Annotated in this window: 22 protein-coding genes; 19 read left to right on the plus strand and 3 right to left on the minus strand. The window is 58.9% G+C overall.

Annotated elements, in window-relative coordinates; translation table 11 throughout:
- Window positions 1–325, plus strand: a 325-nt coding sequence (locus BMZ63_RS14185) for a transposase (protein WP_143072225.1), incomplete at its 5' end; no start/stop codon positions are given.
- 201 nt (window positions 326–526) lie between these two features.
- On the opposite strand, the gene BMZ63_RS14190 is transcribed toward BMZ63_RS14185, so the two are convergent.
- Both BMZ63_RS14190 and BMZ63_RS14195 read right to left on the minus strand, forming a co-directional pair.
- The gene (locus BMZ63_RS14190; protein ID WP_091706517.1) at window positions 527–1237 is read right to left on the minus strand and encodes a 3'-5' exonuclease; all 711 of its coding nucleotides are present in this window, start codon (window positions 1235–1237) and stop codon (window positions 527–529) included.
- Window positions 1238–1252: 15 nt separating this feature from the next.
- Window positions 1253–3166, minus strand: a complete 1914-nt coding sequence (locus BMZ63_RS14195; RefSeq protein WP_091706519.1) for a putative nucleotidyltransferase substrate binding domain-containing protein — start codon at window positions 3164–3166, stop codon at window positions 1253–1255.
- Between the two features lie 182 nt (window positions 3167–3348).
- Between BMZ63_RS14195 and smrA the strand changes: the two genes are divergently transcribed.
- Both smrA and BMZ63_RS14205 read left to right on the plus strand, forming a co-directional pair.
- Entirely contained in the window at window positions 3349–3930 is a 582-nt protein-coding gene (gene smrA, locus BMZ63_RS14200; RefSeq protein ID WP_091706521.1) for a DNA endonuclease SmrA, read from the plus strand.
- A 31-nt stretch (window positions 3931–3961) separates the two neighbouring features.
- Window positions 3962–5008 carry a DUF3080 domain-containing protein gene (locus BMZ63_RS14205; protein WP_091706524.1) on the plus strand — a complete coding sequence of 349 codons (1047 nt, stop codon included), beginning with the start codon at window positions 3962–3964 and terminating at the stop codon, window positions 5006–5008.
- Window positions 5009–5026: 18 nt separating this feature from the next.
- On the opposite strand, the gene BMZ63_RS14210 is transcribed toward BMZ63_RS14205, so the two are convergent.
- Window positions 5027–5386, minus strand: coding sequence for a DUF2069 domain-containing protein (locus BMZ63_RS14210; RefSeq protein ID WP_091706525.1), 360 nt, complete (start codon window positions 5384–5386; stop codon window positions 5027–5029).
- Window positions 5387–5552: 166 nt separating this feature from the next.
- Here BMZ63_RS14210 and dnaE point away from each other — a divergent pair, with 166 nt between their 5' ends.
- The 16 genes from dnaE to BMZ63_RS14290 all read left to right on the plus strand — a co-directional run bounded on the left by dnaE (window position 5553) and on the right by BMZ63_RS14290 (window position 23550).
- On the plus strand, window positions 5553–9035 hold the full coding sequence (gene dnaE / locus BMZ63_RS14215) for a DNA polymerase III subunit alpha (RefSeq protein ID WP_091706527.1): 3483 nt from the start codon (window positions 5553–5555) through the stop codon (window positions 9033–9035).
- Window positions 9036–9158: 123 nt separating this feature from the next.
- Complete coding sequence (accA, locus tag BMZ63_RS14220) at window positions 9159–10112, plus strand: acetyl-CoA carboxylase carboxyl transferase subunit alpha (protein ID WP_091706528.1); 954 nt, start codon at window positions 9159–9161, stop codon at window positions 10110–10112.
- Window positions 10096–11442 carry a tRNA lysidine(34) synthetase TilS gene (tilS, locus tag BMZ63_RS14225; protein WP_091706530.1) on the plus strand — a complete coding sequence of 449 codons (1347 nt, stop codon included), beginning with the start codon at window positions 10096–10098 and terminating at the stop codon, window positions 11440–11442. The genes accA and tilS overlap by 17 nt, the downstream gene beginning before the upstream one ends.
- Before the next feature lie 88 nt (window positions 11443–11530).
- Complete coding sequence (locus tag BMZ63_RS14230) at window positions 11531–13159, plus strand: CTP synthase (RefSeq protein ID WP_091706532.1); 1629 nt, start codon at window positions 11531–11533, stop codon at window positions 13157–13159.
- 3 nt (window positions 13160–13162) lie between these two features.
- Window positions 13163–14008, plus strand: a complete 846-nt coding sequence (gene kdsA, locus BMZ63_RS14235) for a 3-deoxy-8-phosphooctulonate synthase (RefSeq protein ID WP_091706534.1) — start codon at window positions 13163–13165, stop codon at window positions 14006–14008.
- A 56-nt stretch (window positions 14009–14064) separates the two neighbouring features.
- Window positions 14065–15360 (plus strand): phosphopyruvate hydratase, encoded by a 1296-nt coding sequence (gene eno / locus BMZ63_RS14240; protein ID WP_091706536.1) that lies wholly within the window; start codon window positions 14065–14067, stop codon window positions 15358–15360.
- Window positions 15361–15550: 190 nt separating this feature from the next.
- Window positions 15551–15823, plus strand: coding sequence for a septum formation initiator family protein (locus tag BMZ63_RS14245; RefSeq protein WP_091706538.1), 273 nt, complete (start codon window positions 15551–15553; stop codon window positions 15821–15823).
- A 144-nt stretch (window positions 15824–15967) separates the two neighbouring features.
- Window positions 15968–16675 (plus strand): 2-C-methyl-D-erythritol 4-phosphate cytidylyltransferase, encoded by a 708-nt coding sequence (ispD, locus tag BMZ63_RS14250; RefSeq protein WP_091706540.1) that lies wholly within the window; start codon window positions 15968–15970, stop codon window positions 16673–16675.
- Between the two features lie 35 nt (window positions 16676–16710).
- The gene (gene ispF, locus BMZ63_RS14255; RefSeq protein WP_091706542.1) at window positions 16711–17190 is read left to right on the plus strand and encodes a 2-C-methyl-D-erythritol 2,4-cyclodiphosphate synthase; all 480 of its coding nucleotides are present in this window, start codon (window positions 16711–16713) and stop codon (window positions 17188–17190) included.
- On the plus strand, window positions 17187–18269 hold the full coding sequence (gene truD, locus BMZ63_RS14260; protein ID WP_091706544.1) for a tRNA pseudouridine(13) synthase TruD: 1083 nt from the start codon (window positions 17187–17189) through the stop codon (window positions 18267–18269). Before ispF ends, truD begins: the two co-directional genes overlap by 4 nt.
- A gap of 23 nt (window positions 18270–18292) precedes the next feature.
- The gene (gene surE, locus BMZ63_RS14265) at window positions 18293–19072 is read left to right on the plus strand and encodes a 5'/3'-nucleotidase SurE (protein WP_091706609.1); all 780 of its coding nucleotides are present in this window, start codon (window positions 18293–18295) and stop codon (window positions 19070–19072) included.
- Window positions 19056–19712, plus strand: a complete 657-nt coding sequence (locus BMZ63_RS14270) for a protein-L-isoaspartate(D-aspartate) O-methyltransferase (protein WP_091706546.1) — start codon at window positions 19056–19058, stop codon at window positions 19710–19712. Before surE ends, BMZ63_RS14270 begins: the two co-directional genes overlap by 17 nt.
- Window positions 19712–20671: a DUF368 domain-containing protein gene (locus BMZ63_RS14275; protein ID WP_227663675.1), complete on the plus strand. Its 960-nt coding sequence runs from the start codon at window positions 19712–19714 to the stop codon at window positions 20669–20671. Before BMZ63_RS14270 ends, BMZ63_RS14275 begins: the two co-directional genes overlap by 1 nt.
- A 306-nt stretch (window positions 20672–20977) precedes the next feature.
- Window positions 20978–21700, plus strand: a complete 723-nt coding sequence (locus BMZ63_RS14280; RefSeq protein WP_244888406.1) for a peptidoglycan DD-metalloendopeptidase family protein — start codon at window positions 20978–20980, stop codon at window positions 21698–21700.
- A gap of 186 nt (window positions 21701–21886) precedes the next feature.
- Complete coding sequence (gene rpoS, locus BMZ63_RS14285; protein ID WP_091706548.1) at window positions 21887–22885, plus strand: RNA polymerase sigma factor RpoS; 999 nt, start codon at window positions 21887–21889, stop codon at window positions 22883–22885.
- 86 nt (window positions 22886–22971) lie between these two features.
- Window positions 22972–23550 (plus strand): chalcone isomerase family protein, encoded by a 579-nt coding sequence (locus BMZ63_RS14290; protein ID WP_091706550.1) that lies wholly within the window; start codon window positions 22972–22974, stop codon window positions 23548–23550.
- Window positions 23551–23576: the final 26 nt, after the last annotated feature.

The following is a 23576-nucleotide window of genomic DNA, read 5'->3' on the forward strand; positions in this document are numbered from 1 at the left end:
TTTCCTGAGTGAACTTCCAGAGCTCGGTTCGCTGAACCGAAAAGAGATCGCTGCATTGGTAGGCGTCGCACCCATCAACCGAGATAGCGGCAAGCTCAATGGCAAACGGAGGATACGAGGTGGCCGCCACAGAGTCCGCACCGTGATGTTCATGGCCATGCTCTCATCCATCCAGTGCAACCCGGTATTCAAACGCTTTTATGAACGACTAAAAGCCCAGGGCAAGATCCCGAAAGTCGCCCTCATCGCCTGCATGAGAAAGATGATTGTGGTGCTCAATACCATGATCAAAAACCAGGAACCATGGCGGGCTGAAATGGCTTAATTTATGGAATTGACACCACAGTCACTTGTTATTGTGGAGGTTGGGTGGGTTTTGGGTGAGTTATTGCTTCTAGAGAATTTATTATTCATGTACGTTTTTCTCCTTATTGTCACCTCCGACTTTACCTTTGGACATATTTATAGATATTGGCAAATAGTCTAACTCTCAATAACTTGCCTTATTTTTGATCAGTGCACGGGGTTACTGGAGCCGCTTCATGTTCTGTAAGCGGCGCTGATAGTGCAGCTTGTCTGTCAATTCTTTCAAGGTGTTAACCTTGGTTTTGCGGGCCTGGTTGAGGGCTACCAGGACCAGCTCGGCGGTGACCAGGGCATCCGCGGCTGCGTGGTGCCGTTCACTTGCTTCCAGGCCAAACAGCTCGGACCAGTCGTCCAGACCCTTGCCTTTAATATCCGCTTTCGGGAAAAAGGCCGGCATCAATTCCGCCACATCCATCCACAGGTGTGGCGTAGTGTAGCCGAGTTCTGCTTTCAGTGTTTTTTCAAGAAACCGCTGGTCGAAGGCCGAGTGGTAGGCCAGGATCGGGTCGCCGTTCATCCATTCTAGCAGGTGCAATAGCGCATCTTCGGTTTCATGGCCGTCGGCCAGGGCCTCGGTGCCGATGCCGTGTATCAGCACCGTTTCGCGGATATCCAGCTCGGGACGACGCAGAATCAGGTCGAACTGGTCGTTCAGGTGAATGGCGTTGGCTTCGATGGCCACGGCGCCGATAGCAATCACCTCATCTTTTTGCGGGTTCAGGCCAGTAGTCTCCAGGTCCAGAACGATCAGGCGGCATTTTGACAAGGGCTGATCACCGGCCGTTTTCGGCTCGGGCAGGTTGTCGGTGTCATGATTGCCCAGCGTCGTTCCGCGGCGTTCGGCCAGCCACTGCTTGATGTAATCGAACATTCGGGTTCCGTTACCTTACAGTTGGTATGTCACTTCCAGTTTTTGCTGGAGCCGTTGGGCCTGTCGGAAGGATTCCCGCAGAATCCGGCGATCGAGTGGGTTCAGGTCGTCCGGATCAATGTAGTTGGTCAGCTCCTCGCCGTTTTGCAGCATTTCCTGGTGGGCCCGCATGCGGATGGCTTGTATCAGGCTGTACGCCTCTTGCCAGGCGTTGGCGTCTTTGGCATCGAAGAAACCGATTTTGGCCAGTTCTTCCATCCGTTCAAGGGTGTTGGCCTGCTCCACGCCATTGGCCAGGGCAAAGACCCGCACGGCTTCGACGAACGGCGCGAGCCCCTGACGCTTGAGATCCAGCGAGTGTTTTTTCTCGTCGTTCAGATAACGGAAATTGTTGAACATGGTCAGTGGCGGCTTGCGCTCAAAGGCGTTGGCCGCCAGCATTTTCTGGAACAGGGCGTTTTTGCGAATGCGCTCGAGCACCCTGTTTAGCAGGCGCTTTAAGGGTTCCTCGGGACCGAAAATGGACCGCATGTCCAAAAAGATCGACGAATAGACAATGTTCTGTGGGGTGGAGGACTCGATGAACCTCTGGAACCAGTCGTCCCATTCTTCCTCGCTCAGGCACAGCTTGGGGTTACTGGCCATGATGTTGCCCTTGCACAGGGTAAACCCGCATTCAGCCAGTTCGTCATTGAGCTTGCGGGCAAAGGGCAGCAGCTTTTCCCGGACATCATCGGGCGTCATGCCTTCGGGTGTCTCAAACAGAATACCGTTGTCCTGGTCGGTCAGCAGGGTTTGTTCCTGACGGCCTTCGCTGCCGAAGGTCAGCCAGGTGAACGGAATGCCCGGGTCATTCTGGCGCAGGTTCAGTTCGATTACCCGCCGCACGGTGATGTCGTTCAGGGTGGTGATGATCTTGACCACCTGGCCGGAATCTGCCCCGTGGGCCAGCATGGTATCCACCAGCCGTGAAACATCCGTGCGGAAGCTGACCAGGGCCTGCAGGTTCGGCGCGGTACCAATGGTCCGCGCCAGGTTGACCAGATCGACCCGTTGCAGACTGAACAGGTCGCTCTGAGAAACCACGCCCGCCAGGCGATTTTCCTCATCGACCACCACCAGGTGCGCGAAGTGGTGCTCGGCCATCAGCATGGCGGCCTCGAAAGCATCGGCCGTGGTTGGCAAAGACTTGGGGTTTGGCGTCATCAACTGGCTGATCGGGGTGTTCAGCGGTGCTTTTTCCTCGGCCACCATGGTGCGAAGATCGCGCAGGGTGAAGATGCCTTTGGGCTGGCGGCTGTCATCGGTGATGATGATGCTGCCCACATCATTCTCGTGCATCTTTGCCACCGCCTTGCGCACCGGGAGATCCGGTGTGCAGACAATGGGGTTGCGCAGGGCGAAGCGGTCCAGTGGGGTGTCCAGGCTGTTGCTGGACCCGATGGAGGCCATGGCATTGGACTGAATACGCTTGTTGACCTGATCCAGCAGACTGCTGACCCCGCGCAGGCAGAAATCCCGGAACGGATCGCTTTCGGAAAACAGAGTGACAAAGGCATCGTGGTCAATGCTCAGGCAAAACGTATCACCGGCCGAGCGGTGCAGTGTGCGGGTGGGCCGTTCCCCCACAAGCGCCGCCAGGGGGAAGCACTCGCCCGGACAGATCTCAAATGTTGGTTCCACCTGCCCGGTTTCCTTGTTAAGGCGCTCGCCCCGGATCAGCCCCTGCTTAACCACGTAAAAACGTTGCACCATGCCGTCATCGGGTGACAGCACGACATCGCCGTCGGCGTAGAAACTCAGGGTCGCGTGTTCGGCAAAGTGCGCCAGATGGGAATCATCCATGCTGGAGAAAGGTGCATGGTGTCTCAAAAAAGCCATGATGGCGCGGTTGTTCTGGGGCGTGTTTTCCGGGTTTGCTGCAGCCATAGTGAGATCCATTCCTTGCCGGCCTGACGGTTGCACCGGTGGCCGGGTGTTGTTGTTTTCCGCCTGAAGTGTATCAGTGGTTTGTACATTTACCCTAGGATTTTGGTCGCAGGGCAATGCTTTATGGTGACGGATACCGGTGGTAAAGTTCTGACACTCGTCAATCTCCGGACTGATTTGCCATGACCAGTAAAGATGAACGCCTGGCTTTCCTCGAAGAAATGCAGGATGTGCGTCGTATCCGCAAACCCAACAAGGCCGAGGTGTCGACCCCCCGTGAATTGACGCCAGGCCACCTGGAGCGCCAGCGGGCGGCGGTGGCACAGCCCGCGGTTGACCGCAATCCCCTGACCGCCGACATGGTCGAGCCGCTGACCGCCCACGATGTGCTCAGCTGGCAGCGCCCTGGCGTTCAGCACGGTGTGTTCAAAAAACTGCGCCTTGGCCAGTATCCCATTGAAGCCAGGCTCGATTTGCATCGTATGACGGTAGATGAGGCGCGCCGGGAGGTGTTTGGCTTCATCAATGATTGTGTGCGCTACGGTTTGCGTTCGGTCATCATTCTCCATGGCAAGGGAGAGCGGAATCCGGACGGAGTCGCGCATATCAAAAGTCATGTCGCCAAGTGGCTGCCTGAGCTGGCGGACGTGCTGGCGTTCCATTCAGCGCAAAAACACCATGGCGGCACCGGTGCGGTCTACGTCATGGTTCGCAAGGGCGACCGGGACAAGCAGCGCAACCGCGAAATCCACGGAGGGCATTGACCGGCATCGGTGCTGCGATCAGGGGGGGGCTATGTTCAGAGGGCTGTTTGTGGTGATGCTGGCAGTCTGGTTATCCGGCTGCGACAATTTTACCGAAGCCGAGCCGATGATGAACGAGTACCTCGAGCGCCTGGCCCGGGTGCTCGAGGTCGAAGCTGTCGAACGCCCGCCATTGCCAACGGCCAGCCCCCTTCCTCGCCGGCGTGAGCGGTTGCAGTCCCTGCCCGAGCTGGAACTGGGCATGCTGGATTTTCTGTCGCTCTATGGCTGTGAACTTCAGGTGGTGATCGGCGAAAAAGCCTCGGTGCTCGGGCGGGTCATGCAGCCGGTTAACCGGCTGCGGTATGAAGTGCGGTTTATTCAGGCGGCCGAAGCCTGTTTGCCGGAGATTGATGACACCGAATTGCATGACGACCTGCGTAAAGCCGTGACCAGCAAACGGGAATCGCTGGCAAAGGCAGTCTGGAACGCAACCTGGGGAAGTGAGGAAATTGAACGCCTGTTGACCCTTTCCAAAGGGTATTATCCGGTCGATTACAATGCCGGCAGCAGTGCGGATCTGGTGCGAGACCTCCGGCAATTGAATGGCATGGTTGAGCAACTGGCCAGCCAGCAACTGGAGGTTTCCCTGGCTGATCTGGGCGCCATCCACCAGCGCTGGCAGGCCGAGTTCAAAGCGGGGCAACTGATCAACAGTGCGCGCCTGCTGATAGCCACCATGAACGCCGGCACGCGGATGCTTGAAGTGCGAATTGATGAACGTCCGCTTTGCCTGAACGGCAACCCCAATAACCAGTCGGATATTGTCCAGAATTTCTTTTTCGCGATCTATATCGAGAAAATCCAGCCCTATATGAGCCTTGTCAGCCGTGCCCATGACACCCTGATTGCCGAGCTTGAACAACTGGCACAACAGCAGGCCGGCGTTATGCCCGAGTCATTCAATGACTGGTACCGGCGGCACCTGGCCCGCGATCTGGAGGGCAGCCTTTGGTGGGAGCTGGACCGGGCAATGGCCCGGCACACCCGGCACTGGCAGAAACTGCTGGGCCAGTGCGGATTGCGCCCCCAGGCTTGAGGGCTGGGCGGAGGCTGGCTATGCCGCTGGGTGCCGGTTGACCTTCAGGTGCACCATGGCAACCACGAACAGCGAGAGAGTCAGGATGGTCAGGATAACCGGTCCTGGCGCGCCCTTGCTCAGCCAGGCAGAGACCACCGCCTGGGTGAAATAGAAAATGATGACAAACGCCATCCAGATATAACCCCGGCTATGGCCCCGGAACACCGGAATGGCAAACGGCAGCAGCGGGATCAGTTTCACGGCCAGCATCAGAGTGATTGAAACGTCCTCCACCGGTTTGGGCCAGAACGTGGTGGCCACCAGAGTAGCCAGGGTGGCCAGGTACAGGGCAAAAGTGATTCGGGCCGTGGTGCGCGCCTTTTCGTTTCTGAGCATGGATTTTCCTTGGTAAATTGCCGGTTAGCGGGGCGTGGCGCTGGTGGCCGCCAGGCCAGTGCGCGAGTTTACCAGTTGCTCCGATTGTTCAGTACCCTGCCTGGGGCAATCGAACAGTGGTACCATTTGGCTCCCCAGAAAACAGAAGCAGGAACTCCCGCTCGATATGCCGAATACTTTCGTACACCTTCGCGTTCATTCCGAATACTCCATGGTGGACGGCCTGGTGCGGGTGAAACCGCTGATCAGCCGTACCGCCGAGCTGGGAATGCCGGCTGTCGGGCTGACAGAGCAGTCCAACATGTGCTCGTTGGTGCGCTTTTATAAAGCGGCACTGGGGGCCGGCGTGAAGCCCATCATTGGCGCCGACATCTGGCTGGAAAACGCGGAAGAACCCGACAATCCGTTCCGGCTGACGTTACTGGCGCGGGATAACGACGGCTACCTGAATCTCACCGAAATCATTTCCCTCGGCTACACCGATGGTCAGCACCATGGCAAACCGATTATACGGCGTGAATGGCTGGAAGCGCGGGCCAATGGGTTGATTGTGCTGTCTGGTGCCAAGCTGGGCGATGTCGGCAAGGCGTTGATGGCCGGCAAGCCGGAACTGGCCCGCGAGCGGGCGGACTACTGGCGCAAGCTGTATCCGGACAGTTATTACCTGGAACTTCAGCGCACCGGGCGCCCGGGCGATGAAGACTGTCTGCACCTGAATCTCGAGCTGGCGGCCGAAATGGATCTGCCGGTGGTGGCCACCAACGATGTCCACTTCCTGGAGGCAGAGGATTTCGAGGCCCACGAGGCCCGTGTCTGTATCGGTGAGAGTCGTACCCTGGACGATCCTCGCCGGGATCGCCGGTTCAGTGACCAGCAGTACCTGCGCAGCCCCGAGGAAATGATTGAGCTGTTCTCGGACATTCCCGAGGCGGTCGAGAACACCGTGGAGATTGCCCGGCGCTGTTCGGTGCAGGTGCGCATGGGGGAATATTTCCTGCCGGATTACCCGATTCCGGACGGCATGACCATGGACGAGTTCTTCCGGAAGGTCTCGGAAGAGGGGCTGGAAGAGCGCCTGGCCAAAACCCTGAGCAAAGACGACCCGGAATACGAGGCCAAGCGTGAAGCCTACTACAAGCGCCTGAACTTCGAGCTGGACATCATTATCCAGATGGGCTTTCCGGGCTACTTCCTGATCGTGATGGACTTCATCAAGTGGGCCAAGAACAACGGCGTGCCGGTGGGGCCCGGCCGGGGCTCCGGTGCCGGTTCCCTGGTGGCCTACGCCCAGATGATCACCGACCTGGACCCACTGGAATACGACCTGCTGTTCGAGCGCTTCCTGAACCCCGAACGGGTCTCCATGCCCGACTTCGACGTGGACTTCTGCATGGAAGGCCGCGACCGGGTCATTGAATACACCGCCGAGAAATACGGCCGGGAAGCGGTGTCCCAGATCATCACCTTCGGCACCATGGCCGCCAAAGCGGTGGTGCGTGATGTCGCACGGGTGCAGGGCAAATCCTACGGGCTGGCAGACAAGCTTTCCAAGCTGATCCCGTTCGAGCCGGGCATGACGCTGGAAAAAGCCCTGGAGCAGGAGCCCCAGCTGGTGGAGTTTCTTGAGAACGACGAGGAAGCCCAGGAAATCTGGGAAATGGCCCTCAAGCTCGAAGGCGTGTGCCGGAACGCCGGTAAACACGCCGGGGGCGTGGTGATCGCGCCCACCAAGATCACCGACTTCTCGCCGCTGTACTGCGACGACGAGGGCGGCAGCCTGGTCACCCAGTTCGACAAGGGCGATGTGGAAGACGCCGGGCTGGTGAAGTTCGACTTCCTGGGCCTGCGAACGCTCACCATCATCAAGTGGGCCCTGAACATGATCAACCCGCGCCGGGAGAAGCGCGGGGAAGGGGAGCTGGATATTGCCACCATTCCCCTGGACGACAAACCCTCGTTCGACATGCTGAAAAAGGCGGAAACCACCGCCGTCTTCCAGCTCGAATCCCGGGGCATGAAAGACCTGATCCGGCGCCTGCAGCCGGATTCGCTGGAAGAAATGATCGCCCTGGTGGCCCTGTTCCGCCCCGGCCCGCTGCAATCGGGCATGGTGGACGACTTCATTGACCGCAAGCACGGCCGTCAGCCGGTGTCCTTCCCGCACCCGGATTACCAGTACGAAGGCCTGAAGCCGGTACTGGAGCCCACCTACGGGGTCATTCTGTACCAGGAGCAGGTCATGCAGATTGCCCAGGTGATGGCGGGGTATACGCTGGGCGGGGCGGACATGCTGCGCCGGGCCATGGGTAAGAAAAAACCCGAGGAAATGGCCAAGCAGAAACAGATCTTCCTCGATGGCTGCGAGAAAAACGGCATCGACAAGACCCTGGCGGAAAACATCTTCGACCTGGTGGAAAAGTTCGCCGGCTACGGCTTCAACAAATCCCACTCCGCGGCCTACGCGCTGGTGTCATACCAGACCCTGTGGCTGAAAGCCCATTACCCGGCCGAGTTCATGGCCGCGGTACTGACCGCCGATATGCAGAACACCGACAAGGTGGTCACGCTGGTGGAAGAGTGTCGGGCCATGGGGCTGGATTTGCTGGTTCCGGATGTCAGTCGCTCGGCCTACACCTTTACCGTTAATGACGATGGTCAGATCGTCTATGGCCTGGGTGCCATCAAGGGCCTGGGTGAAGGCCCGATCGACAGCATCGTGGCGGCGGCGGAGGATGGTCCCTTCCAGGACATCTTTGACTTCTGCCGGCGCATTGATCTGAAAAAGGTCAACAAACGGGCTCTGGAAGCACTCATTCGTTCCGGTGCCATGGACAAGCTCGGCCCCAGCCGCGCCCAGTTGATGGCCAGTATTGAAAAGGCCATCCAGCAGGCGGATCAGCAATCCAGGAACGACGCCGCCGGCATGATCGACATGTTTGGTGAAATGCTGCACGCCGGTGGTGAGGATGATGATCCCTACGCGGATGTGGCCGATGTGCGCGAGTGGCCGGAAAAACAGCGTCTGAAAGGGGAAAAGGACACCCTGGGGCTCTACCTCACCGGTCACCCGTTTGACGAGTACGAAAAAGAGGTCCGCCGGTTTGTGCGCTCCTCCATTGCCGATTTGAAGCCCAATAAATCGCCGCAACGGGTGGCGGGGCTGGTGGTTGCCCAGCGCACCATGAAAACCCGCACTGGCTCCACCATGTGCTTTATCACGCTGGATGATCGCAGCGCCCGCATCGAGGCAACGCTCTTCTCAGAAGCCTTTTTCGAGAACCGGGAACTACTGCAATCCGATCAGGTGATTGTGGTGGAAGGCCAGGTCAGTCACGATGATTACTCCGGGCAGATGAAGATGCGGGTGAACTCGGTCATGGATGTGGCCACGGCGCGCCAGCAGTTCAGTCGGGGCCTGCGCCTTTCCCTGCATGAAAAACAGTTGCAGAATGGACTCCTGGACAAGCTTGGCGAAACGCTTCAGCCGTTCCGTTGCGAGGGCAGTCCGGTGTGGATTGAATACCTTGGCGAACAGGCCAGCACGCGCATCGAGCTTGGGGAGTCCTGGCGGGTGCAGCCGGATGACAGCTTGCTATTTGAACTCAAACATCTGGTGGGCGATCATTCGGTCGAGCTTGTGTATGATTAAAAACCGTTCAGCGGGCCTTATACCAATGTCCGCTTTAGCTGCCTTTGCGGCACTGTTATCTTTATCCCAAATTCTGGTGTTGGCCGTCTTAGTGCCGGCCAAGCAAGCAAATGATGGAACATCATGAACCCTAATTACCTGGATTTCGAACAGCCCATTGCCGACCTGGAAGCTAAAATCGAAGAGCTTCGCATGGTCGGAAACGATACCGACATCAACATCACAGACGAAATTACCCGTCTGAAAAAGAAGAGCGTCAGCCTGACTGAAAGCATCTTCTCCGACCTCAAATCCTGGGATGTGGCCCGCCTGGCCCGTCACCCGCGCCGGCCCTATACCCGGGATTACATCGAGATGATGTTCGATGACTTCGATGAACTGCACGGTGACCGTCGCTACGCGGATGACCTGGCGATCATTGGTGGCACGGCCCGGCTGAACAACCAGCCGGTCATGATCATCGGGCATCAGAAAGGTCGCGAGGTGAAAGAGAAGGTTCGCCGTAACTTCGGCATGCCGCGCCCGGAAGGCTACCGCAAGGCCCTGCGCCTGATGGAAATGGCCGAGCGCTTCAAGATGCCGATCCTGACCTTCATCGACACCCCGGGGGCCTATCCCGGTATTGGTGCCGAAGAGCGCGGCCAGAGTGAGGCCATCGCCTTCAACCTGGCGGTGATGTCGCGCCTGAAAACCCCGATTGTCTGTAATGTGATCGGTGAAGGCGGCTCCGGTGGTGCGCTGGCCATCGGCGTGGGCGACGAGCTGAACATGCTCCAGTACTCCACCTATGCCGTTATTTCCCCGGAAGGCTGTGCTTCCATCTTGTGGAAGAGTGCGGATTACGCATCCCAGGCGGCTGAAGCCATGGGTGTAACCGCCGAGCGTCTGAAAGAGCTGGGCGTGGCTGACAATGTGATTCCGGAGCCGCTGGGTGGCGCGCACCGTAATCCGGAAAAAATGGCGGAAAGCCTGAAGGCCCGTCTGGTGCAGAGCCTGGAAGAACTCGGCCGTTTGTCGATGGACGATTTGCTCGCTCGTCGTTACAAGCGCCTGACCAAGTATGAAAACGGGCGGTAAACCCGCCCCGGTTACCGACTGGCCGGACGATCTGAGCCGGCCAGTCCGCTCCCTTCCTGAACACCGGGCCCTTCGGGTTGCCCTCAGCGGTGGTCTCGATTCCCTTCTGCTATTGCATGTGGCCGCAGCCTGCCATGCCGATGTGGTTGCCGTGCACGTCAATCATCAACTCCAGCCCGATCACGAAGAAACCGAACAGTTCTGTCGCGATGTTTGCGCTGAATTGTCAGTCCCCATCATTGTTGAACGAATCTCGGTGCCGGTTGGAACCGGGCAGGCGGGCGGCCTGGAAGATGCCGCGCGCAATGCCCGGTACCGGGTGTTCGATCATCTCCAGCAGCCAGGCGACCTGCTGTTGATGGCCCACCACGCCGATGATCAGCTGGAGACCGTCCTGTTTCGACTGCTGCGAGGCTCCGGTGTTGGTGGTCTGGCCGGCATGCCGCGCACCCGCAGTCTGGGCAAGGGACGGCTGCTTCGGCCCTGGCTTGCCGTCGGGCGCGAGCGGCTTGAGCAGGTGGCCGCCGGCGCGGGCCTGGACTGGCGCGAAGATCCCAGCAACCAGAGCCAGGTCCATGACCGGAATTATCTGCGCCACGCCGTTGTGCCCGGCCTGAAGCAGCGCTGGCCCGGTTTGCTGCGGCGTGTGGCGCACAGTGCCCGGGCCTGTGCCGACAGTGAGTACCTGAATCGAAAGCTGGCGGAACTGCACTGGCAAGCCTGTGCTGATGGAGGGCATCGCGTCACGCTGGCTGGCTTCCGGGCTCTGGACCGGATCGAGCAACGCAATCTGTTGTGCTGGCGGTTCAGGCAGAACGGCTGGCCGCTGCCTTCGCTGGCGGATTGGGACCAGGTGCTGACGGAATTGCTGGAGGCCGCAGAGGGTGGGCAACCGGAGTTGCGGGGCCCCGGTTATTCCGTGCGCCGGTATCGGGAGCACCTGTATTTTGTACCGGATGCCATGACGCCGGCAGGCGATGTGTTTCTCGAGCCGGACAAGCCACTGCGCTGGGGTTCCTGGCGGATAACGCTGGCAGCTTGCGGGGCAGCCGATACCGCAGATGCACCGGTGTCGCCAATAAGGGTATCTACGAGGCGGGGGGGTGAACGCGTCAGGTTACACCCGGGCCGACCCTCCAGATTATTGAAAACCTGGCTCCAGGAACAGGGTGTCCCACCCTGGGAGCGGGCCGCTCTACCGCTGGTTTTCCGGCAGGGCGAGGAAGGCGACGAACTGATCGCCATTGGCAATTTGTGGACTTCTGACCAATACTCGGGAGGCGCTCCTGCTGCCGGCTGGCGGCTGATTGTGGAGAGGGATTGTGATTGAGCAGAAGGGGGCTTTCTGGTAGTCTGGCGTCCCATCTTGAGATGAATAATCTCCCTCCTTTACCGAACCAGATAATCATGGAATCTGCATGACGCGTTATATTTTCGTCACCGGCGGTGTTGTGTCTTCCCTGGGGAAAGGTATTGCCTCGGCTTCCCTGGCAGCCATCCTCGAAGCTCGCGGCCTGAAGGTCACCATTCTCAAGCTGGACCCCTACATCAACGTAGACCCCGGCACCATGAGCCCTTTCCAGCACGGTGAGGTATTTGTTACCGAAGATGGTGCAGAAACCGATCTGGATCTCGGCCATTACGAGCGCTTTATCCGTACCCGTATGAGCCGCCGTAACAATTTCACCACCGGCCGGGTATACGAGGAAGTTATCCGCAAGGAGCGCCGGGGTGATTACCTGGGCGGCACCGTTCAGGTCATTCCGCATATCACTGACGAAATCAAACGCCGCGTGGTGGAAGGCGCCGCCGGCGTGGATGTGGCGCTGATCGAAGTGGGCGGTACCGTGGGTGATATCGAATCCCTGCCGTTCCTTGAAGCCTGCCGCCAGTTGAAAGTGGAAGTCGGTCCCCAGCGTGCCCTGTTCATGCACCTGACCCTGGTGCCGTACATCGCCACCGCGGGCGAGATCAAAACCAAGCCGACCCAGCACTCGGTTAAGGAAATGCGTTCCATCGGCCTGCAGCCGGATATCCTGTTGTGCCGTTCCGAGCACGAAGTGGACGCCAGCTCCCGCCGCAAGATCGCGCTGTTCACCAACGTGGAAGAGCGCGCGGTCATCCCGATGAAAGATGCCAAATCCATCTACGCCATCCCGCGCATGCTGCATGGTTATGGTCTGGATCAGCTGGTTATTGATCGCTTTAACCTGGATGCCAACCCGGCTGACCTGGGTGAATGGGATAACGTGGTTGATGCGCTGATGAACCCCGAGCAGGAAGTCACCATCGCCATGGTTGGCAAGTACATGGAGCTGCTTGATGCTTACAAGTCGTTGATTGAGTCGCTGCTGCATGCCGGTATCAAGACCCGCACCAAGGTTAATATCAATTACATCGATTCCGAAGACATCGAGCAGAACGGCACCGGCGCGCTGGAAGCCGCAGACGCCATTCTGGTGCCGGGTGGCTTCGGCGAGCGGGGCGTTGAAGGTAAAATTCGCACCGTTCAATACGCACGGGAAAACAAAGTGCCGTACCTGGGCATCTGCCTGGGCATGCAGGTGGCCGTTATCGAATACGCCCGTAACGTCGCCGGCCTGAAAGACGCCCACAGCACGGAATTCCGGGAGCACACCGCCGAGCCGGTGGTTGGCCTGATCACCGAATGGCTCGATGCCACCGGCGAACGTGAAGAACGCACCGAAGAATCCGACCTGGGTGGCACCATGCGCCTGGGTGCGCAGGATTGCGTGCTGACAGAAGGCTCCACCATTGCCGGTTGCTACGGCAAGAAAACCATTCGCGAACGTCATCGCCACCGTTACGAGGTGAACAACCACTTCCTGCCAAAACTCGAAGAAGCGGGCCTGAAAATCTCCGGACGCTCCTCCGACGGCAAGCTGGTGGAAGTGGTGGAGGCGCCCGACCATCCCTGGTTCGTGGCCTGCCAGTTCCACCCGGAGTTCACCTCCACCCCCCGTGACGGCCATCCGCTGTTCCAGGGCTTCGTATCCGCGGCCCTGAACGCCAAAAAAGGGTCCTGATCCATGGCGCAGAGCAAACTGAACGTTGCCGGCATCGATATCTCCAACGAACAGCCTTTTGTGCTGTTCGGCGGCATGAACGTACTGGAATCCAGAGATCTTGCCTTTGAAGTGGCGGAAAAGTACGTGGATGTCTGCGGCAAACTGGGCATCCCCTACGTCTTCAAGGCCTCCTTTGACAAGGCCAACCGCTCGTCCATGCATTCCTACCGGGGGCCTGGCCTGGAAAAAGGCCTGCAGATCCTGGCGGACATCAAAGACAAGTTCGGCGTACCGATCATCTCCGACGTCCACGAACCGGCCCAGGCCCAACCTGCCGCCGAGGTGTGCGACATCATCCAGTTGCCGGCCTTCCTGAGCCGCCAGACAGACCTGGTCGTTGCCATGGCCAGAACCGGCGCGGTGATCAACATCAAGAAAGCCCAGTTCCTGGCGCCCCAGGAAATGAAGCACATCATCAACAAGTGCGAAGAGGCCGGCAACGACAAAGTCATCCTGTGCGAGCGCGGCAGCAGCTTTGGCTACAACAACCTGGTGGTCGATATGCTGGGCTTCGGCATCATGAAACAGATGAACGTGCCGGTATTTTTCGACGTCACCCACTCCCTGCAAATGCCCGGTGGCCGGGCAGATTCCGCTGGCGGCCGCCGTGCCCAGGTCACCGACCTGGCCCTGGCCGGCATGTCCCAGGGGCTGGCAGGTCTGTTCCTCGAAGCCCACCCGGACCCGGACCAGGCCAAATGCGACGGCCCATGCGCTTTGCGCCTGAGCCAGCTGGAACCGTTCCTGGAGCGGGTAAAGGCCGTGGACGACCTGGTAAAAAGTTTCAAACCCATCGACACCGCCTGATAGGCGGTGTTGGTGTTTAAGGTATTTAGATAAAGAAAATCTGGAGACATTTTCGCATGACCAAGATTGCCAACATCAAAGGCCGTGAGGTACTGGATTCACGCGGTAACCCCACCGTAGAAGCCGACGTTATCCTGGAAGACGGCACCCTGGGCCGCGCCTGCGCCCCCTCCGGTGCCTCCACCGGCTCCCGCGAAGCCCTGGAGCTGCGCGACGGCGACCAGTCCCGCTATCTTGGCAAAGGTGTTCGCAAAGCCGTTGAAGCCATCAACGGTCAGATCCGCGACGCACTCCTTGGCAAAGACTCCGCCGACCAGCGCAGCCTCGACCAGATCATGATCGACCTGGACGGCACCGACAACAAGGCCAACCTGGGCGCCAACGCCATTCTGGCCGTCTCCCTGGCTGCCGCCAAAGCCGCCGCCACCTCCCTGGGCAAGCCGCTGTACGAGCACATCGCCGATGTAAACGGCACCTCCGGCCAGTTCTCCATGCCGGTGCCGATGATGAACATCCTCAACGGTGGCGAGCACGCCGACAACAACGTCGACATCCAGGAATTCATGGTGCAGCCGGTGGCCACCACCAGCTTTGCCGAAGCCTTGCGCGTGGGCGCGGAAATTTTCCACAGCCTGAAAAAAGTCCTGAAAAACCAGGGCCTGAACACCGCCGTGGGCGACGAGGGCGGCTTTGCGCCCAACCTGCCGTCCAACGAAGCGGCCCTGGCGGCCATCCAGGAAGCGGTGGAAAAAGCCGGCTATGAACTGGGTAAAGACGTGACGCTGGCCCTGGACTGCGCTTCCTCCGAGTTCTACAAAGACGGCCAGTACCAGCTGTCCGGAGAGGGCAAGAGCTTCGATTCCGAAGGCTTCGCCGATTACCTGGCGGGCCTGTGCGAGCGCTTCCCGATTGTCTCCATTGAAGATGGCATGGACGAAAGCGACTGGGACGGCTGGAAAGTGCTGACCGACAAGCTGGGCAGCAAGGTTCAACTGGTGGGCGATGACCTGTTCGTCACCAACACCCGCATTCTCAGCGAAGGTATCGAGAAGGGCGTGGGTAACTCCATCCTGATCAAGTTCAACCAGATCGGCAGCCTGACCGAAACCTTGGACGCCATCAAGATGGCCCACGATGCGGGTTACACCGCCGTGATCTCCCACCGTTCCGGTGAAACCGAAGACACCACCATTGCGGACCTGGCGGTAGCCACCTGCGCCGGCCAGATCAAGACCGGCTCCCTGTGCCGCTCCGACCGTGTGGCCAAGTACAACCAGCTGCTGCGTATCGAGGAAGCGCTGGAAGGCAAGGCTCCATACCGTGGCCTGAAGGAGATCAAGGGCCAGGGTTGATACGCTCCGGCGCCTGATTGCCCGGCGGTTGTCGGGAAAACTGTGAAGGCCATCGCATTCCGGCTAGTCCGGGCCATGCGATGGCCTTTTTATACAATAACTTACAAGAAGTTGTTGCTAATCTACTCCAAGGTCTATACTTTTCCTTCAGCTGTATCAATAAAATGCTCATTTTTTGTACGGACGCGGCATGAAAACGCTTTGGGCCATTCTGGTAGTACTGATTCTTTTGCTGCAGGTTCGCCTGTGGGCAGGGGAAGGCAGTTTTGCGCAGGTATGGTCGCTGGAAGAGGCGGTGGCCGAGCAGCGGGCTGAGAATGCCAGGCTGGCGGTGCGGAACGACCGTTTGTATGCCGAGGTTCGTAACCTTCGGGATGAGCAGGGTGCGGTTGAGGAGCGGGCGCGGATGAACCTCGGGTTGATTCGGGAGGATGAAACCTTCTTCCTGGTCGTTGAAAACTGATACGGGCGTCCAGAGCGTCGGGGTCGTCCTTTCCAGGACACGCTGCGAGTACTTCCCTGTACGCTTGACTGTGGCCATCCATGGCCACAGACAGTCCTGGAAAGGACGACCCCGCCACTCTTCAAGCTTTGTGCAGGCCCTCCTATGGTAAATTCCAGATTCTGGTTAGTTGTTCCCGCCGCCGGCATTGGCCAGCGTATGCGTTCGGAGTGTCCCAAACAGTATCTGAAGCTTCATCAACGGTTCATTCTGGATGTCACCCTGTCCCGTTTGCTGGATAGCGGTCTTTTTGATGGTTGTATGGTGGCTCTGAATCCCCGGGATCGGTGGTGGCCGGATTCGGTGGCGGCTGGGGATGAGCGGGTTCAGACCTGTACCGGGGGCGCTGAAAGGGCGGATTCTGTGCTGGCGGCGCTTCAGGCGTTGGCAGGGCAGGCGGCTGATGAGGATTGGGTGCTGGTACATGATGCGGCACGGCCGTGCTTGCATCCCCATGATCTCTCCAATCTGGTGGATTCGTTGGTGGAACACCCGGTCGGAGGTTTGTTGGCCGCGCCGGTGGCGGATACGTTGAAGCAGACCGGGGGTGGGCAGCCGCCGGAGGTGGATTCCACGGTGGACCGCAGCCGGTTGTGGCGGGCGTTTACGCCGCAGATGTTCCGTCTTGGTGCGTTGCGTTGTGCCCTTGCCTCGTGCCTGGAGCGGGGGCTGCCGGTGACGGATGAGTCCTCAGCCATGGAGTTTTCCGGTTATACGCCGGTGCTGGTGGAAGGGCGGTCGGACAATATAAAGATCACGGTGCCGGCGGATCTGGCGCTGGCGGAGTTTTTGCTGGCTCAGCAGGATGGTTGAGTTGGGTTTATCGTTCATGACAGACAGAGGCGTTTATGCGTATTGGTCAGGGCTTTGATGTTCATGCCTTTTGTGAAGGTGATTCAGTCATTCTGGGCGGTGTCAGTATTCCCCATGACCAGGCCCTGAAAGCCCATTCAGATGGCGATGTACTGCTGCATGCCCTGGCCGATGCGTTGCTTGGGGCTGTGGCGCTGGGTGATATCGGACATCTCTTTCCGGACACCAGCGAGGAATGGGCCGGAGCAGACAGCCGTGTGCTGTTGCGCAATGTCATGCAGCGGGTCCATGAGGAGGGTTATGCGGTGGTGAATATTGATGCCACCATTATTGCCCAGGCACCGAAGATGGCGCCCCATGTAAACAGCATGCGCCTGAACATCGCCGAAGACCTCGGCATTGCCGCCAACCGGGTGAGCGTCAAGGCAACCACCACCGAAAAGCTGGGCTTCACCGGGCGGGGCGAAGGCATTGCCTGCCAGGCCATTTGTTTGCTTGAGGCAGTGTCGTCATGACCCTGACGGGTGAATCCGCCAACTGGCGGCTGGATTGGCCGGTTTCGGCGGGTAAGCGTGCGGGACGGGCACAGTTGAAAAGCCGGAATGAAGACTTCCGGGTGAGTGAGTGTCTGTGGCCGGAAGAGGAAGAAGGTGAAGCGGCGGATTTTCCGGTGGCATCCGGTAAACAGGATTCCGGTGGTGAGCATTTGTGTGTTCGCCTGGAGAAAAACGGTGACAACACCGAATTCGTGGCCCGGGAGCTGGCGGCTTTGGCCGGGTGTCGGGCGTTTGAGGTAGGCTTTTGCGGTCTGAAAGACCGTCATGCGGTCACCCGTCAGTGGTTCAGCTTGTACCGCCCCGGTCAGGAGCAGGACGATCCCGCGCTGTTGCGGGCTATTGGCGAGCGCTGGCCGGTTCTGGCTGGCCGGCGCCATGCTCGCAAACTGCGCCGGGGCGATCATCGTGGTAATGGTTTCGAGCTGGTTCTGCGTTCTGTGACCGGCGAGCGGGAAATCGTGGACCAGGCTCTGGCATCCTTGGCCCGGTGCGGGGCGCCAAATTATTTTGGTCCCCAGCGTTTCGGTATGGGTGGCGGCAACCTCGACAAAGCCCTGGCCCTGGATCCGACCCGGCTCAATCGTAAGCGGGGGCGAGGTGGCAGAAGTGCGTCGAAAAACGTATTGTACTTTTCGGCGGCACGTTCGTGGTTGTTCAACGAAGTGCTGGCGGAGCGCGTGCTGGCCGATAACTGGGCCGAGCCCATGGACGGCGAGCCGGCAACCGTCGAGGCCGCGCCATCCGGGCCGCTTTGGGGCGACGGAGGCACCACGGCGACCGGACCGCAGGAGGTGCTCGAGCGCCGCGTGGTGGATGCCAACCCCCGTCTCGGCGCACTGTTTTCAAGCACCCGCATGAAGCCCGAACGTCGGCCCCTGGTTGCACGTCCGGAACAGGTTCGTTGGCAATGGCTGGATGACCAGACCCTGGCCCTGCAATTTTTCCTGCAGCCGGGCCAGTACGCCACGACCATCCTTGCCGATATTTTTGAGCTCGAGGACATGAGCCTCAGCCGTAATAATAAACAGTCAGGCTAATGGAGAGCCTTGTGGAGAGCACTGTGCGTATTCTGTTGTCCAATGATGATGGCGTGCATTCGCCAGGGTTGTTGGCCCTGTATGAAGGGCTGAAAGGCATAGGTGAGCTGGAGGTTGTGGCGCCGGACCGGGACCACAGCGGGGCCAGTAACTCCTTGACGCTGAACCGTCCGCTGACGGTGGAAGAACATCCCAACGGTTTCCAGTCCATCGACGGCACCCCTACCGACTGCGTTCACCTGGCGGTAAATGGGCTTTTCGACAAGCCGTTTGACCGGGTGGTCTCAGGCATCAATACCCACGCCAATCTGGGCGACGACATTATCTATTCCGGTACCGTGGCCGCCGCTACCGAGGGACGCCACCTTGGCTTGCCGGCCATTGCCGTGTCGTTGGTTAATGACGGCCATTACCACTACGAAACCGCCGCCCGTGTCGTGCGCATGCTGCTGGAAAACCGCCTTGCACTCAGCCTGGGACCACGTTCGATTCTGAACGTCAATGTGCCGGATTTGCCCTGGGAACAACTGCAGGGCATCCGGGTGACACGCCTGGGCCATCGTGAGCGCGCTGAGGGCGCCGTGCCCATGACCTGCCCGAGGGGCAAGAAACGTTACTGGATTGGCGCCGCCGGGGAGGGTGGTGATGCAGGTCCTGGTACTGATTTTCACGCGGTGCGCCAGGGCTATGTGTCGATCACCCCGGTACATATCGACATGACCCGCCACGAAGCCATGCCTGCTCTGCGTGAGTGGGCGGAGGGCCTGGACGCGTTGGGAGGTCACAATGACGGCGATGCTTGAAGGTATCGGCATGACCTCCCGGCGGACCCGCATGCGCCTGGTTCAGCGTTTGCGGGAGGCGGGGATCGAATCCGAAGCGGTGCTGGAGATCATTGGCCAGGTGCCCCGCCACATTTTTCTGGACGAAGCGCTGGCCCACCGGGCCTACGAAGACACCTCACTGCCCATCGGCCACAATCAGACCCTGTCACAACCCTACATCGTGGCCCGAATGACTGAGCTGCTTCTGGCGCACAAGCCGGAAAGGGTACTTGAGCTGGGGACTGGTTCCGGTTACCAGACGGCTGTACTGGCCCAGCTGTTCCCGCAGATCTTCAGCGTGGAGCGGATACGTCCCCTGCAGGATCGGGCCCGGGACCGGCTGCGCAAGCTGCAGTGCCGCAATGTCCTGCTCAAACACGCCGATGGCGGTATGGGCTGGCCGGAGCGTGGCCCTTTTGATGGTATTATCGTCACGGCCGCACCCACCGACGTACCGGCCGAACTGTTGGAACAGCTGGCCGAGGGCGGTGTACTGATTGCCCCGGTGGGGGAAGAGCAACAGGTGCTGGTGGAGGTTGTCCGCAGGGGAGACCGGTTTGAGCGCCGCGAACTCGAACCTGTTCGTTTCGTGCCTTTACTGGCCGGAGTTATTCGTTAATGCGTGACACCACCACTGACGCTGATCGCTCGCACGGCCCCGTGGGCGTTTTTCTGAGGGGCATGGCCATGGGCGCCGCTGATATCGTGCCGGGGGTGTCCGGGGGAACGATTGCCTTCATTACCGGTATCTACTTTCGTTTGCTGGAAGCGATCAGCGCTGCACCGGCGGCTGTTTTCCGGCATCTGGCCAAAGGCCAGGTGCGGCGGTTCTGGCAGGCTGTGGATGGCCCTTTCCTTCTGACCCTGCTGGTCGGCATTATCACCAGTATCGCAACTCTCGCCTCGCTGATCACCTGGCTGCTGTCAGAGCATACTATCCTCATCTGGAGTTTTTTCTTTGGCCTGATTCTCGCCTCTGTCTGGCATGTCAGCCTGCAGGTGCGGAGGTTCTCACCGGTTTTGCTGCTGCCGTTGCTGGCCGGAATTGTGATTGCCTGGTTTTTGACCACCTTGCCGGCCAGTGAAGTGGCGCCCTCCGGGGTGGCGTTTCTCGGTGCGGGGGCTCTGGCCATTTGCGCGATGATTCTCCCCGGTGTTTCCGGCAGCTTTCTGCTATTGATTATTGGCATGTACAGCCCGGTACTGGCCGCGGTAAAGAGCTTCGACGTTGTCAGCCTGGGGCTGTTTCTGGCGGGATGCGTGCTTGGCCTGTTATCGGCCGCGAAAGTGATTACCCTGGCATTCCGGCATTTTCATGACATGGTACTGGTGTTGTTGACCGGTTTCATGATCGGGGCGTTGTCAAAAGTGTGGCCCTGGCAGGAAACCTTGAGCTGGCGCACCAACAGCGCCGGCGACCAGGTTCCGTTAAGCCAGACACCCGTGATGCCGGCAGCCTGGGAGAACCTGTATCACCAGGAGCCGTTGGTGGTTCCGGCGATACTGATGGCATTGCTTGGTCTGGCTTTGGTACTAATACTCGAGAGCATGGCGCGGAAACCGGTAAATAACGCATAAAGGGTGTCGGGAAAGGAATAAGTGTTACCAAACGCGCGAAGTTGTTTCTCGCGGTAACAGCCTGACCACAAGGATTAACGGTATGCCGTGTTGAATCATGCAATATATTAGGAAGTTAGTCCTGAAATGTGAGAAATTGCAGCACAGCGTGGCAATTTCTTAGATGGATTTATCATAATCAGGCAATTTTTATACGTGACTGTTTATTCCGGCTGCCGATCACCGCAACTCTCTGACAGGGCGCCCGCTCTGCCAGCCTCCATTGGCCGGCCCTTCACCCGGGGAAGGCCAGCAGTCAGCGTCGTTATCCTTCTGCTTTCCCTCATCTTGCTCTCCGGCTGTAATACCAGTGCAATCTATCAGGATCATCTTTATAACCCACCGGTGTATTGGGGTAAGCACGAGGTAAAAAAAGGCGAGACCCTTTATGGCATCGCCTGGCGCTACGGTCGTGATTATCGGGAGCTGGGTAATGCCAACGGCCTGAAGCCTCCCTGGACCATTCATCCCGGCCAGGTGATCCGGCTGGATAAAAAAGGCCGGATCCCGGCAACGGCGTCTGCTTCCCCAAGGCCATCAAAGTCGGCGGTACAGCGCACGTCCGGGAGTCGTCAGACCAGCGCTTCGAGTCGTCCGGCCAAAACACCGGTGGCATCAGATATTGACTGGCAGTGGCCTCACAATGGCACTGTAATTGCAGGTTACTCAGCATCAGGAAAAGTCAACAAAGGGATTGATATTGCCGGTAAACCCGGTGATGCTGTGAGAGCCGCGGCAAAAGGCAATGTGGTCTACGCAGGGAATGGATTGTTAGGGTATGGAAACCTCATTATTGTGAACCACAGCGAGCACTACCTCAGTGCATACGCGCATAATCGCAAGATACTGGTGCAAGAAGGGGAGGACGTAAAAGCCGGACAGGTAATCGCCGAGCTGGGCAGTACGGGTACCGATAAACCGATGTTGCATTTCGAGATACGCCGAAACGGCAACCCGGTAGACCCTTCCCGCTACTTGCCAGGGCGTTAAACCCGGAAAACAGGACGTTCCGGAACCCTTACCTGAGGCTGACAGAACACTGCTAATTACAGAAATAAATACAACAATAATGGCAAGGCGAAAGCTGGCCAGACGTGTCCTGAAACATAGCCAAACCAACGACCGTAATAATAACAACCACGGTAATGACAGGATTTTCAGAGGCGGGGTAAGACAATGTCAGCAGAGCAAGAAGACCTCATCATCGATCGTGTTGCGGATGTGGAAGACGCAGACGATCAGGAACTGGCCGAGGAAGGTGACATCAAGCCCGTTAGCGGGGATGCACAGGCCGACCACCGGGATGAATTTCCTTCCCGGGGTAAATACTACGCAAGCCAGAAACAGCTGGACGCAACCCAGCTGTACCTCAATGAAATCGGCTTTTCGCCGCTACTCACTCCCGAAGAAGAAGTGTATTTCGCCCGGCTCGCCCGAAAGGGGGAAGACTCCGGTCGCAAGCGCATGATTGAGAGTAACCTGCGCCTGGTGGTCAAGATTGCCCGCCGCTATGTCAATCGCGGGCTCACACTCCTGGACCTGATCGAAGAAGGTAACCTCGGCCTGATCCGCGCCGTGGAAAAGTTCGACCCGGAGCGTGGCTTCCGTTTCTCCACCTACGCCACCTGGTGGATCCGACAGACCATCGAGCGGGCCATCATGAACCAGACCCGCACCATCCGCTTGCCGATTCATGTGGTCAAAGAGCTCAATCTGTATCTCCGGGCCGCCCGTGAGCTGACTCAGAAGCTGGACCATGAGCCGACTGCCGAAGAGATCGCCCGCATGGTCGACAAGCCGGTGGCCGATGTAAAGCGCATGCTCGGTCTGAACGAGCGTGTGGCGTCCATGGATACGCCGATTGGCGCTGGCAGCGAGAAATCCCTGCTCGATACGGTGGCGGACGAAGGCGCCTCGGATCCGGCTGACCTGCTGCAGGACAATAACATGTCCTCTTGCCTGGAAAGATGGATCGACCAGTTGAGCGAGAAGCAACGGGAAGTCCTGTCCCGCCGGTTTGGTCTGCGCGGCTACCCGGTGTGCACGCTGGAGGAAGTGGGCCAAGAGATCGGCCTGACCCGGGAACGGGTGCGCCAGATCCAGGTGGAAGCTCTCCGCCGCCTGCGGGAGATCATGGAAAAGGAAGGCCTTTCCAGCAGCCTGCTGTTCAAATAAAAGCCCTGCCGGTGCGTGTTCGTCAGCTATTCAGGCGGTCGCGCACCGGCAAATAACAATAAACACAAGTATTAGCGGATGACTCCATGAACAAACGCCTGATCGGCCAGCTCCTGGCCGCCTTTGTTTTGTTTGGCAGTCTGGCGGGACCAGCGATGGGCCGCACTGTCGGCGGTGTAGACGTGCAGGAGAGCTATCAACTGGCTGGAGAGTCCCTGGCGCTCAGCGGTGCCGGCACACGATCGAAGTGGTTTATGGACTTGTACGTGGGTGCACTTTATCTCCCCGAAGTGTTGACCAGTGGCAATGCGGTACTTGAAGCCGATCAGCCCCAGGCCATCACCCTGCACATCACCTCCGGCATGATCACCAGTGAACGCATGACGGAAGCCACCGAAGAGGGCTTTGAAGCTTCCACGGGGGGTGACACAGCACCTTATCGAGACGATATTGACCGCTTCATGGCCGTGTTCAGTGATGAGATCAAAGAAGGGGACAGCTTTGAGCTGGCCTATGTGCCCGGCGAGGGCGTGCGGGTGCTGAAAAACGGCGAGCTGAAAGAGACGGTCGGTGACCTGGCGTTCAAGAAAGTCCTTTTTGGAATTTGGTTGTCGGACGATCCTGCCCAGGAAAGTCTGAAGGACAGAATGCTGGGCCGGGATTAAAACCGTTCAGACGGGGTTTGAAAGCG

It is taken from the genome of Marinobacter persicus (assembly GCF_900114155.1).
Taxonomy (GTDB): domain Bacteria; phylum Pseudomonadota; class Gammaproteobacteria; order Pseudomonadales; family Oleiphilaceae; genus Marinobacter; species Marinobacter persicus.